Genomic DNA, 12,460 nt, shown 5'->3' on the forward strand with positions numbered 1-12,460 from the left:
GGTCAGGGGGTGGTGCCGGCGCCCTGGGTCGTTCCGGCAGCGGCGTTGCCCGCGACCGCGCCGGCGTCCGCGCCCGCGTCCGTCCCCTCGCTGGTGCCGGTACTGCCTTCGCTGGTACCGGTGTTGCCCTCGCTCGTGCCGGTGTTTCCTTCGCTGGTACCGGTGTTGCCTTCGCTGGTACCGGTGTTTCCTTCGCTGGTACCGGTGTTGCCCTCGCTCGTACCCGCCGTGTCCGTCTCGGTCGGCGTGTCCGTGGGCTTCGTCGGCTCCGCCGTCTCGCTCGGGGTGTACGACGGGGTGTACGTCGGCTGTTCCGGCGTCTCCTGCTGGTCACCGCTGGAGTTGCCCGGCTGCTCGGTGTCCTCGGTCGTCTCCTCCTCGGTCGGCGAAGCCGATGTCTCCGTCGGAGAAGGGGAGCTGGACGTCGAGGTGACCGGCGCCTTCGGCTTCTCGCCGCCGCCCTTCGCCGCGTTGACCGCGAAGGCGACACCCACCCCGATCGCGATCAGGGCGAGCACGACGAACAGCCACAGCTTGCCGCGGCCGCCACCGCCCTGCCGGGTGCTGCCGCCGTCGTAGCCACCGTCGTCCGGGTTCATCGGCGGCAGGATCGGGCCCTGCGAGGTGTCCCCGTGGTGCTGGTAGCCCATGGCCCTGGTGGAGCCGGTCATGCCCCGGGGCGGCGTTCCCGGGCCGTCGTTCAGCACGACCGGGCCGGTGTTCCACGTACCGGTGTGACCACCCTGCACCTGGAGCATCTGCAGGCTGTACTGCACCAGCCCGCGCATCTCCTCCGCGCTCTGGAACCGGTCGTCCGGGTCCTTCGCGAGCGAGCGCATCACGAGCCCGTCGAGCTCCGGCGGCACCCCGCTCGAGATCTCCGAAGGCGGGACCGGAATGTCCTGAACGTGCTGATACACCACAGAAAGCGGCGTTTCGCCGGTGAACGGGGGTCGCAGCGCGAGGAGTTCGTACAGCAGACAGCCGGTGGCGTACAGGTCGGAACGGTGATCGACGGCCTTGCCCAGCGCCTGCTCGGGGGAGAGGTACTGCGGCGTCCCCATGACCATGCCGGTCTGGGTCATCGTCGACTGCGCGCCGTGCAGCGCGCGGGCGATGCCGAAGTCCATCACCTTGACCGCACCGGAGTGCGTGATGATCACGTTGGCGGGCTTGATGTCCCGGTGGACGATCCCGTGCTGGTGCGAGTAGGCCAGCGCCTCCAGCACCCCGGAGACGATGATCAACGCCTGCTCGGGAGGCGGGGCCTCGGCGTTGAGCAGCAGGTCGCGGATGGTGCGGCCCTCGACCAGTTCCATCACGATGTACGGGACGGTCTGACCCGCCACGGTGTCCTCGCCGGAGTCGTACACCGCCACGACCGCATGGTGGTTGAGACCGGCGACCGACTGCGCCTCGCGCGTGAACCGGGCCTTGGAGACCGGGTCCTCGGCAAGATCGGAGCGCAGCAGTTTCACTGCGACGGTACGGCCCAGCCGGACGTCCTCGGCCGCGAAGACCTCGGCCATGCCGCCCCGGCCGAGACGGCCGGTCAGCCGGTAGCGTCCGTCGCCGACGACACCACCGATGCCCCAGGATTCGGTGCCATCCGGAACTCCGCCGCCGTTTGCTTCGGGTTCGGGTGCCATCAGTCCTCGCCGTCGTTTCTGTCCGCGCGTCCGCGGGTTCTCACGGTGCCTAGCTGCATTGCCACGTCACGCTACAGCCTCTGTCGGACACACCGTTTTCGAGAGGGACGGGCCATCCAACCGGCTGGCGCACCACCGGCGCAAATTCGATGCGGTTCCTGTAACGCTTCCGAGACGCTTCTTGTGCGTAGGGTCACGGAACGGGCACCTGGCTTGACGTGTCGTACCCCTCGGGCAGACTTGGCCAGTAATACGGATCTTCGCGCGGTCGCGCGCCCTAGGGGGAAGCAAGTCATGAGCCAGGACGGCGCACACGGTGCCCAGGGTCGCTACGCGGGCGGTTCGGTCGCCGGCGGCCGTTACCAGCTGCGCGACCTGCTGGGCGAAGGCGGGATGGCCTCCGTATATCTGGCGTACGACTCCGCCCTCGACCGGCAGGTCGCGATCAAGACGCTCCACACGGAGCTCGGCCGCGAGCAGTCCTTCCGTGAGCGGTTCCGGCGCGAGGCGCAGGCGGTCGCCAAGCTGCAGCACACCAACATCGTCTCCGTCTTCGACACCGGCGAGGACGAACTCGGCGGCGCGCTCATGCCGTACATCGTCATGGAGTACGTCGAGGGCCAGCCGCTCGGCTCCGTCCTCCAGGCGGACATCCGCAACTACGGCGCGATGCCCGCCGACAAGGCGCTCAAGGTGACGGCCGACGTGCTGGCCGCACTGGACACCAGTCACGAGATGGGCCTCGTCCACCGCGACATCAAGCCCGGCAACGTGATGGTGACCAAGCGCGGCGTCGTGAAGGTCATGGACTTCGGCATCGCCCGGGCCATGCAGTCGGGCGTCACGTCGATGACGCAGACCGGCATGGTCGTCGGCACGCCCCAGTACCTCTCCCCCGAACAGGCCCTGGGCCGTGGCGTGGACGCCCGCTCCGACCTCTACTCGGTCGGCATCATGCTGTTCCAGCTGCTGACCGGCCGCATCCCGTTCGACGCGGACTCCCCGCTCGCCATCGCGTACGCGCACGTGCAGGAGGAGCCGGTCGCCCCGTCCACGATCAACCGGTCGATCACCCCGGCGATGGACGCCCTCGTCGCCCGCGCCCTGAAGAAGAATCCGAACGAGCGCTTCCCGAGCGCCGCCGCGATGCAGGACGAGATCGCGCGTGTGCTGAGCGCGAGCGGCCACACCGGCGCCCCCGTGATCGTCAGTGGTGCGGGTGCTCCGGCGAACAGCGGCTCGGGTGTCGGTTCGGCGGTCTTCCCGCCCGTCGACCAGTCGACCCCCGCGCCGCAGAACGTACAGACGCCGTACCAGCCGGGCCCTTACCAGTCGCAGCAGCAGCCCGGCCCCTACGGCTCGCCGACCCCCGCGCCCGCCACGGCTCCGAGTTACGGCTATCCGCAGTCGGCTCCGGCGTACCAGGCGCCGGCGGCGATGTCGCCGATGCAGCAGCAGACCCCGCCGCCGTACTCGGTCTCGCCGCAGACACATGCCTCGTCGCCGGGCGGCGGCTCCAAGCGGAACATGCCGGTCATCGTGGGCTCGATCGTGGTCGCCCTGATCGCGATCGGCGGCCTGATCACGGCGCTCTCGCTGCAGAACGACGACGACCCCGGCAAGGGTGGCACCGAGGCCTCGTCGAGCGAGTCCCCGGCCGGTGAGCACAAGGATCCGGAGCGGAACCGGACGATGGACACCGAGGACTGCACGGACGCGCTGGAGAACAACGACGACCCGAACAAGGTCGACGCTCCGAGCTTCCTCTACAAGGACATCCTCTCGGCCCGCGCCTGCGCGGACGCGGCGGGCTGGACCATCAAGCAGATCAAGGTCCCCGGCAACGCGTACGCGGAGGACCAGGTCATCGACCAGTTCCCCACCTCCGGGGCGGCTGTGTCCAAGACGGGTGCCCACTTCGAACTGCGCATCGCGACGGGCGACCCGGCCTAGGGACGCGGCCCGCACGAGGACGAGCGGGCGTCTGGGCGCCGCCTGCATCCGGGGCGGGCGGGTGCGGGGGCGCTGCCCGAACGAGGGGCGGCCCGGCGTGGCCGCGCGGCCACGCACGCGCGCGTCGGGACGCCGCTCGAACGAGTGACGGCCCCGTGGGGCGCTGCTCGTCCCGTCTCTGCACCATCCGTCCGCGTTACCTGAGATGCCGGACATACCGTCACATGTGACGCTGACCTCATGGCTTCAGGACACCTCGCCTCACGGCCCTCAAGGTGCGTGGCCTGCCTGGCACTGACGGCAGCCGCGGCACTGGGGGCCATGACGGCCGGGGAGGCGCAGGCAACCGGCCGGCGCGCACCCGTCCGGGGCCCGGCGACAGTCGGGGCGCCCGTGACACCTGTGACGCCCTGGGCGCCGCCGCTCCCGTCCGGTTCGCCATTGGCTCCGTCCTCCACGCAGCCATCCACCGTGTCGTCCGCCGTGTCGTCGGCGTCCCCCTCCGCTGCGCGACCGGGCGCGTCCGTCCGCCCGCCGGCTCCGCCCGCGCATCTCGCGCCGCCTCGGTCCGCCCCCTCCTCCCCGTCCGCCCCCTCCTCGCCCGCGTCCGCCTCCTCCGCATCGCCGTCGCCCTCGTCGAGCGCCGGATCGAAGCTCCCGGACGCCATTCGCTCGCCGCTGGCCGGGCGGCCTGCCGGGGAGGGGCGACTGCGGCCCGGACGGACGATGACGCCCGAGGAACTCGCCCGGGCGGACGCGCTGGACGAGGCCGAGGAGCAGGCCCGGGAGGAAGCCGAGGCGGAGGCCGAGACGACCGCGCCCGCCGTCTTCCCCGCCTTCACTCCCGCCGCGAGTACGTCCCCCGGAACGGGCCGGATGTCGCAGCAGGCCCTTGACGGACCGGCGGTCGAACAGGTCCAGCAGGTGTCGCTCGGTGCGGGAATCGCCCTGGTCGGGCTGGGTCTCGCCTTCCTCGCCTTCCGTATGCGCCGACCCGGCTGAGCGCCGTACGACCGAGGTACCGGCCGCGGCTGTGGCAGGCCGACGGGACTTGCGCTGTGCAACATACTCGGTATACATACTCAGTATGTCGATCCGTCATGGGCTGCTGGCCCTCCTTGAGCGGGGGCCCCGGTACGGCTCCCAGCTCCGCACCGAATTCGAGTCGCGCACCGGCTCCACCTGGCCCCTCAACGTCGGGCAGGTGTACACGACGCTGAGCAGACTGGAGCGTGACGGACTGGTCGTCCAGGACGGCGAGGACGACCAGGGGCACGCCCTCTACTCGATCAGCGACGACGGACGCACCGAGCTGCGCGCCTGGTTCGAGACGCCGGTCGACCGCAGCAGCCCGCCCCGGGACGAGCTGGCCATCAAACTCGCCATGGCCGTCGGCGCCCCCGGCGTCGACATCCGGGCCGTCATCCAGTCCCAGCGCCACCACACGGTGAAGGCGATGCAGGACTACACCCGCCTCAAGGCGCAGGCCCTCACCGATGTCCCGGCCAACCGCGACGAGGTCGCCTGGCTGCTCGTCCTGGAACAGCTGATCTTCCAGGCCGAGGCCGAGGCCCGCTGGCTGGACCACTGCGAGTCCCGGCTGGTCCGGCTCGCCGAGGCCGCCGCCACCGAGCCCGGGGCGAGCACGTCCCCGCGCACCGCCTCCCGTAGCGCCTCCCGGCCCCGCGCGCGCCGCTGAGCCGGGACTGCGTCCCGCACCGCCCGGCCCCGCGGCCTGCGACCCACACGCTCGGCCGGGGCCCGCACCGCACACCGCTCGACCCCGGCCCGGCTGCCCGCCGGACACCGACCACAGACCTGTTCCTAGGGGGAACCCACCGTCATGTCCCCGCACGTCCCGTCCCCGGCCGCTCCGCCCCTGTCGGTGGATGCCCCGGTGCTCGAACTCCGTGACCTCACCCGCACCCACGGCACCGGCATCGCCCAGGTGCACGCCCTACGAGGCATCAACCTGGCGGTTCACCCCGGTGAGCTCGTCGCCGTGATGGGCCCCTCCGGCTCCGGCAAATCCACCCTGCTGACCCTCGCCGGCGGTCTCGACACCGCGACCGGCGGCCAGATCATCATCGAGGGCCAGGACATCTCCACGCTCGGCCGCAAGGGCATCGCCGCTCTGCGCCGCCGCAGCGTCGGCTACGTCTTCCAGGACTACAACCTGATCCCCGCCCTCACCGCCGCCGAGAACATCGCCTTGCCGCGCGAACTCGACGGGGTCTCGGTCCGCAAGGCGCGCAAGGAAGCCCGGGCCGCCCTGGAGGAGATGAACCTCCTGGACGTCGCCGACCGCTTCCCGGACGAGATGTCCGGCGGCCAGCAGCAGCGTGTCGCCATCGCCCGCGCGCTGGTGGGGGACCGGCGCCTGGTGCTCGCCGACGAACCGACCGGAGCGCTCGACTCCGAAACCGGCGAGGCCGTCCTCGCACTGCTCCGCAACCGCTGCGACCAGGGCGCCGCCGGGGTGATGGTCACGCACGAGCCGCGGTACGCCGCCTGGGCGGACCGGGTGGTCTTCCTGCGGGACGGCTCGATCGTCGACCAGACGCTGACGGCGGGCGCCGACTCGCTGCTGGCCGCCGGGAGCGCCGAGTGAGCCCCTTCACGGGGTGGCGCGCCGCCCTCCGGATAGCCCGCCGCGACGCCGTGCGGGCGAAGGGCCGCAGCGCCCTGGTGGTCGCGATGATCGCGCTGCCGGTGCTCGGGGTGACGGCCGCGGACGTCACGTACCGCAGTATCGACTCCACCGAGGCCGAACAGCTGACGGCCCGGATGGGCGCGGCCGACGCGCTGTTCAGCGACCCGGGCATGGGACCGCTCCAGCAGATGCCCGACGGGAACGCGTACGACATCGCCGGTGACGAACCGCCCGAGGGGGAGGTGCCGCCGATCGACATGCGCACCGCCTTCCCCGGGGGTGCGCGGGCGATCAGCATCCGGTCCGTGCCCGCGAGTGTCACGACCGCGTACGGGCTCACCAACACCGACATCGTGGAGTTCCGGACCTCGGACCCGATGGCCCGCGGCAAGGTCGACCTGGTCGAGGGCGAGTTCCCGGGCGGCACCGGGGAGATGGCTGCGACCAAGCCGTTCCTGGAGTCGTCCGGGCTCCACATCGGCTCCCGCACCACCGTGAACAGCGCCGGGCGGACGTACACCATCACCGGTGTGGTCGAGGAGCCCGCCGATCTGAAGACGCAGAAGCTGTACGCCGACCCGGACGCCGTCATCGCCCCGTGGCAGGCCGCGGCCGACCGCGACAAGAAGGTGCTGCCGCCCAACACCGGCTCGACCGAGTGGCTGGTCAAGGGGCCCGGCGGGTCCGGCGTCAACTGGGACGATGTGCTCGCGGCCAATAAGTCGGGCGCCCTGGTCGTGTCCCGCCAGGTGGTCCTGGACCCTCCGCCGGACTCCGAGATCCCGATGGCGCGGTCGGTGAGCGGCTACTACTCCGACGACTCCGCCGAGGCGAGCGCGGCGCTCGTCACCGTGGTCGCCATGGCGCTCCTGGAGATCGTGCTGCTCGCCGGGCCGGCCTTCGCCGTCGGTGCGCGCCGCTCCCGCCGTCAGCTCGGCCTCGTGGGCACCTGCGGTGGCGACCGGCGTCACGTACGCGCCGTCGTTCTCTCCGGCGGACTGGTCCTGGGCGCCATCGGAGCGGTGACCGGCGTCGCGGCCGGGCTGCTGCTCACGATCGCGTTCCGGCCGCTGATCGAGGAGTGGGCCGGGCAGCGCTTCGGCTCGCTGGTCCTGAAGCCGGCGGAGCTCCTCGTCATCGCCGCGCTCGGTCTGGTCACCGGCCTCCTCGCTGCGTTGGCCCCGGCGATCGTGGCCGCCCGCCAGTCCGTACTGGAATCGCTCACCGGCCGGCGTGGGGTGCGCCGTGGCTCCCGGGTGCTGCCCACCGTGGGCGCCTGTGTGCTGGCCCTCGGCATCGCGGTCGCCGTCTACGGCGGTACCAGCGGCGAGTCGACGCTGGTCGCCGGCGGCTCGGTCGTCGCCGAGATCGGGCTGCTCGCCTGTATCCCGGTGATCGTGGGCCTGCTGGGCCGGCTCGGCCGCAGGCTGCCGCTCTCCCCTCGGATGGCGCTGCGCGATGCCGCCCGCAACCGCGGCCGCACGGCTCCTGCGGTCGCCGCCGTGATGGCGGCCGTCGCGGGCTCGGTGGCCATCGCGACGTACATGTCGAGCAGTCTGGCCGAGTCCGACCAGGACTACACGCCCATGCTGGCCGAGGGGACGATGGTCCTGTCGTCCACCGACGCGAAGTCGGCCGAGCGGCTCCCGCTGGCCCGGACCTCCGTCGAGCGGAACATCGCCGTGACCGGCGGTCACGCCGACTTCTCCCAGGTCTGGGCAGGCAGTGACTGCAACGTCTACTACGAGGACGAGAACAGCTGCGGCAGCATGAAGCTGGTCAAGCCCACCGGCAAGGGCCACACGTGCCCGCTCAACACCAAGGGTGCCAAGGAGCTCGCCGCACGGCTCTCCTCGGAGGAGCACCGCCGGATGATGCGCTCCCCCGCCTGCACGGACGAGTACATCTCCTCGGGCAGTTTCAGCTCGGAGGCGAACAACATCGTGGTGGGGGGACCCGACCTGCTCCGCACCTACGCGAAGCTCGACGACCCCGCGGCCGCCGCGGCGCTGACGGCCGGCACTCCCGTCCTGCTGAACCAGGCGTACGCGAAGAACGGTGAGGTCACGCTCAAGGCAGTCCACAGGTACGACCCCAAGGACGAGAAGAACCGCAAGCTGCATCCGGGCCCGGCCCGCAAGTCCACGGACCGGCTGAAGGTGTACGTCGCGGACGCCCGGTACGCCGCCACTCCCGGCATCCGCATGATCCTTCCCCAGCGGACCGCCGAGCGGCTCGGCCTGCACACCCGGCCGACCGGCAGCGTGTACGCCGTCCCGCACCCGCCATCGGACGCCGAGCAGCAGCGCGTCGCGGCCGCCCTCGACCAGGCCGGCGGTGGGCTCTGGCTCCAGGCCGAACACGGTCCGAGCGACCGTATGAGCACCGTTCTGCTGATCCTCACCCTGTTCGCCGGTGTGGTGACCCTGGGTGCGGCGGCCATCACCACCGGCCTCGCCAAGGCCGACGCCGAGGCCGACCTCACCACGCTCAGCGCGGTCGGCGCACCTCCGCGGGTGCGGCGCACCCTCTCGGGCTTCCAGTGCGTGGTGGTGGCGCTCACCGGGGTGCTGCTCGGCACGGGGGCGGGCCTGGTGCCCGCGGTGGCGCTGCGTCTGGTCGACCTTCGCCACGCGATGGCCGCGATGCGGAAGGAGCCCATGGAGTCCGCCTTCACGCCGATCGTGCTGCCCTGGGCGACCATCGGGCTGCTGGCCGTGGTCGTTCCACTGCTGGCCGGAGTGCTGGCGGCGGCGTTCACCCGTTCCCGCCTGACGCTGGCCCGCCGCGCCGGGTGAACCGGCGAAAGGCGGCGATGTCGGCCTGACCGGCAGCTTCGACGCACATCCGGTGCCCCCGGAAACGGTGGATCATCCGTTTCCGGGGGCACCACAGAGTTGTACGCCGTGTGTGCGAGACAATGGACGGCATGGAGATGCCGAGGAATGAACGGTCGCAGGAGCACCCCCAGGTCCTCGTAGTGGGGCAGGACGGAATGGCGATCGGCGGCGGTGGCACTGACGACGAGTCGCGTGAGGTCCCGGTGACAGAGATGGTCGAACAGCCCGCGAAGGTCATGCGCATCGGCAGCATGATCAAGCAACTCCTGGAGGAGGTCAGGGCGGCTCCCCTCGACGAGGCGAGCCGAGTGCGCCTGAAGGAGATCCACGCCAGCTCGGTCAAGGAGCTGGAGGACGGCCTCGCGCCGGAACTGGTGGAGGAACTGGAGCGGCTCTCGCTGCCGTTCACCGAGGAGTCGGTTCCCTCGGAGGCAGAACTCCGGATCGCACAGGCCCAGTTGGTCGGCTGGCTGGAGGGCCTCTTCCACGGCATCCAGACCGCGCTCTTCGCCCAGCAGATGGCGGCCCGGGCGCAGCTGGAGCAGATGCGCCGCGCACTGCCTCCCGGCAGCGGTCACGAGGAGGAGGACGGCGGCGTGGACCCGCACGGGGCGCTTCGCTCCGGCCCGTACCTGTAGTTCCGGCCCGATCCGTATCCACTGTTTCGCGTGAAGGGCCCGGCACGTGTGCGTGCCGGGCCCTTCCACGTTCCGCGGCCGTGCTCGACGGGATCAGGCCGCGGCACCCGTGAGGGCAGCGGCGCACGCGTGCCGGGCCCTGCGACGTTCTGCTGCTGTACGGGGCGTCAGGCCGCGGTACGCGTGCAGGGACCGCCACAGGTGCGAAGGCCGGGCCCGTCGACGTTCCGCGGATGCGCGGGGGCGTGTCGAGCTGCTTGACGCGTGCACTGACCGGCACGTGCGTGTGCCGGTCCGCGACGCTCTGCGGTTGCACAGGGCGCCGCACCGGAACCGGCTCCATCAGGTCGCTGAGCGTGCAGTGACCGGGCACGTGCGTGTGGCGGCCACTGCGACGCTCCGCGGTTGCGCAGGGCGCGATCAGGTCGCTGCGGGCGACTGCAGGAGCACCTTGCCGACGTGGGTGCTGGACTCCATCACCCGATGCGCCTCCGCCGCCTCCCGCATCGGCAGCGTGCGGTCCACGACCGGCCGGACGACGCCGTCCGCGATCAGCGGCCACACGTGCTCGCGTACGGCGGCGACGATCGCGGCCTTCTCGGCGAGCGGGCGCCCGCGCAGCGACGTCGCCGTGACGGCGGCCCGCTTGTTCAGCAGGGCGCCGAGGTTCAGCTCCCCCTTGGCGCCGCCCTGGAGACCGATGATCGCGAGCCGACCGTTGACGGCCAGTGCCCGCACGTTCCGGTCCAGGTACTTCGCGCCGACGATGTCGAGGATGACGTCCGCGCCCGCCCCGTCCGTCGCCTTGCGGAGCTCGTCGACGAAGTCCTGTTCCCGGTAGTCGATCAGGATGTCGGCGCCGAGCTCGGCACAGCGCGCCAGCTTCTCGGGACCGCCGGCTGTCACGGCGACCCGGGCACCGACCGCCTTGGCGAGCTGGATCGCCATCGTGCCGATACCGCTGGAGCCTCCATGGACCAACAGGGTCTCGGTGGGGCGCAGATGGGCCACCATGAACACGTTGGACCAGACGGTGGCCGTCACTTCGGGCAGCGCCGCGGCGAGGGTGAGGTCCAGCCCTTCCGGTACGGGGAGCAGCTGGCCCACGGGGACGACGACCTTCTCCGCATAGCCGCCGCCCGCGAGGAGCGCGCACACCTCGTCGCCGACCGACCAGCCGACGACCCCGGGGCCGAGGGCCGAGACCCGGCCCGCGCACTCCAGGCCCGGGTAGGGGGAGGCGCCGGCCGGCGGGTTGTAGAAGCCCTGCCGCTGGAGCACATCGGCCCGGTTGACCGCGCTGGACACGACGTCGACGAGGACCTCACCCTCGCCGGGTACGGGATCGGGCACCTCGGCCCACACGAGCGCCTCGGGGCCACCGGGTTCGGGGATCGTGATCGCATACATGGCCGCGAGGCTACTCCGTGGAAGGCGGACGGCCACGATGCGCGGTGGTGCGGCGCGCAGCGGCCGACGGACCGGCCCGTCCAGGAGCCGGTCCGCCTAAGGACCGCTGGTGCAGCCGCGCGGGCTGATGGGGGGTGCGCCTCGCGCCCGCCCGGGGCCGGGCAGGGTTGCCTCGTTCAGGCTGCCACACTGAACGAAGTGGCCCTCGTCCGGAGGCGCAAACTGATCGCGGCCCGCCTCGTTCAGGCGCGCGGGGCCGTGTGCGGCGGGTGGTTCAGAGGCGGTTCGTTGGAGGCGCGCACGATGGTGATCAGCCGGTCCGTCAGCTGCAGCGGACTGGCCGCCGGATCGTCGTAGCCCAGGAGCCGATGGCCGCGCAGGACGCTGACCACCAGGTCTTCCGTCTCCCGGACGTTCTTGCCCACCTCGGCCTTTATCACCGGCCGTTCAACGAGGTCGAGCCCGCTGCCCTGCTGGATCAGGTCCTCCATCACCGTGCCCGCACTGGGACTGAGCACCGAGAGACCGAGCAACCGTCCCGCCGCACTGGCGCTGGTGATCACGGCATCCGCTCCGGACTGCCGTAGCAGCGGGGCGTTCTCCTCCTCGCGCACCGCGGCCACGATCTTCGCGCCACGGTTGAGCTGGCGAGCGGTCAACGCGACCAGGACGGCCGTGTCGTCGCGCTGGGTGGCGATGATGACCTGACGTGCCTTCTGGAGCTCTGCCCTCAGCAGCACATCGCTCCGCGTCGCGTCCCCGAGCACGCCGGTGAAGCCCTCGGCGTTGGCGATCTCTATCACCTTGGACGCCGGATCGACGATGACGATCTGGTCCTTCCGCAGCCCCGTGGCACAGAGGGTCTGAATGGCCGAACGGCCCTTCGTGCCGAAGCCGACGACGACGGTGTGGTCACGCAAGTTGGTTCTCCAACGCTTCAGCCGGAAATCCTCGCGGGTCCGTTCCGTGAGGACCTCAAGGGTGGTGCCGACCAGGATGATGAGGAAGAGCACGCGCAGCGGTGTCACGAGCAGCACATTCACGAGCCGGGCGCTGTCGCTGTACGGGGTGATGTCGCCGTATCCGGTGGTGGAGAGGGTGACCGTCGCGTAGTACAACGCGTCCAGCAGGTCGACCCTGCCGTCGGCCGCATCGTGGTAGCCGCCGTTGTCGAGCCAGACGATCAGCACGGTGACAGCGAGCACCATCAGAGCCATTATCAGCCGCTTGGCGACCTGACGAGCCGGCCCGTCGACGACCCTGCGCGGGAGCATCACCCGGGTCGGGACGACCTGTTCGTCGGCGCGCCTGGCCATC

At 71.3% G+C, this 12,460-nt stretch carries 9 protein-coding genes; 6 read left to right on the forward strand and 3 right to left on the reverse strand.

Annotation, left to right across the window (positions count from 1 at the left end; genetic code table 11):
• Nucleotides 1–2: 2 nt before the first annotated feature.
• Complete coding sequence (locus tag ABZ434_RS02205; protein ID WP_359131457.1) at nucleotides 3–1,649, reverse strand: protein kinase; 1,647 nt, start codon at nucleotides 1,647–1,649, stop codon at nucleotides 3–5.
• A 294-nt stretch (nucleotides 1,650–1,943) separates the two neighbouring features.
• Between ABZ434_RS02205 and ABZ434_RS02210 the strand changes: the two genes are divergently transcribed.
• The 6 genes from ABZ434_RS02210 to ABZ434_RS02235 all read left to right on the forward strand — a co-directional run bounded on the left by ABZ434_RS02210 (nucleotide 1,944) and on the right by ABZ434_RS02235 (nucleotide 9,733).
• Nucleotides 1,944–3,602 (forward strand): protein kinase, encoded by a 1,659-nt coding sequence (locus ABZ434_RS02210; protein WP_359131459.1) that lies wholly within the window; start codon nucleotides 1,944–1,946, stop codon nucleotides 3,600–3,602.
• 726 nt (nucleotides 3,603–4,328) lie between these two features.
• On the forward strand, nucleotides 4,329–4,604 hold the full coding sequence (locus ABZ434_RS02215; protein ID WP_359131461.1) for a hypothetical protein: 276 nt from the start codon (nucleotides 4,329–4,331) through the stop codon (nucleotides 4,602–4,604).
• Nucleotides 4,605–4,689: 85 nt separating this feature from the next.
• Nucleotides 4,690–5,301, forward strand: coding sequence for a PadR family transcriptional regulator (locus ABZ434_RS02220; RefSeq protein WP_359131463.1), 612 nt, complete (start codon nucleotides 4,690–4,692; stop codon nucleotides 5,299–5,301).
• A 144-nt stretch (nucleotides 5,302–5,445) separates the two neighbouring features.
• Nucleotides 5,446–6,213 carry an ABC transporter ATP-binding protein gene (locus tag ABZ434_RS02225; protein ID WP_359131465.1) on the forward strand — a complete coding sequence of 256 codons (768 nt, stop codon included), beginning with the start codon at nucleotides 5,446–5,448 and terminating at the stop codon, nucleotides 6,211–6,213.
• On the forward strand, nucleotides 6,210–9,053 hold the full coding sequence (locus tag ABZ434_RS02230) for an ABC transporter permease (protein WP_359131468.1): 2,844 nt from the start codon (nucleotides 6,210–6,212) through the stop codon (nucleotides 9,051–9,053). The genes ABZ434_RS02225 and ABZ434_RS02230 overlap by 4 nt, the downstream gene beginning before the upstream one ends.
• 131 nt (nucleotides 9,054–9,184) lie before the next feature.
• Nucleotides 9,185–9,733 carry a bacterial proteasome activator family protein gene (locus ABZ434_RS02235; RefSeq protein WP_359131470.1) on the forward strand — a complete coding sequence of 183 codons (549 nt, stop codon included), beginning with the start codon at nucleotides 9,185–9,187 and terminating at the stop codon, nucleotides 9,731–9,733.
• Nucleotides 9,734–10,153: 420 nt separating this feature from the next.
• Here ABZ434_RS02235 and ABZ434_RS02240 read toward each other — a convergent pair whose 3' ends face one another.
• Nucleotides 10,154–11,143, reverse strand: a complete 990-nt coding sequence (locus ABZ434_RS02240; RefSeq protein ID WP_359131471.1) for an NAD(P)H-quinone oxidoreductase — start codon at nucleotides 11,141–11,143, stop codon at nucleotides 10,154–10,156.
• Nucleotides 11,144–11,385: 242 nt separating this feature from the next.
• Nucleotides 11,386–12,459 (reverse strand): potassium channel family protein, encoded by a 1,074-nt coding sequence (locus tag ABZ434_RS02245; RefSeq protein ID WP_359131868.1) that lies wholly within the window; start codon nucleotides 12,457–12,459, stop codon nucleotides 11,386–11,388.
• Between the last annotated feature and the right edge of the window lies 1 nt (nucleotide 12,460).

The sequence above is a fragment of the Streptomyces sp. NPDC005761 genome, from assembly GCF_040630635.1.
Classification (GTDB): Bacteria; Actinomycetota; Actinomycetes; order Streptomycetales; family Streptomycetaceae; genus Streptomyces.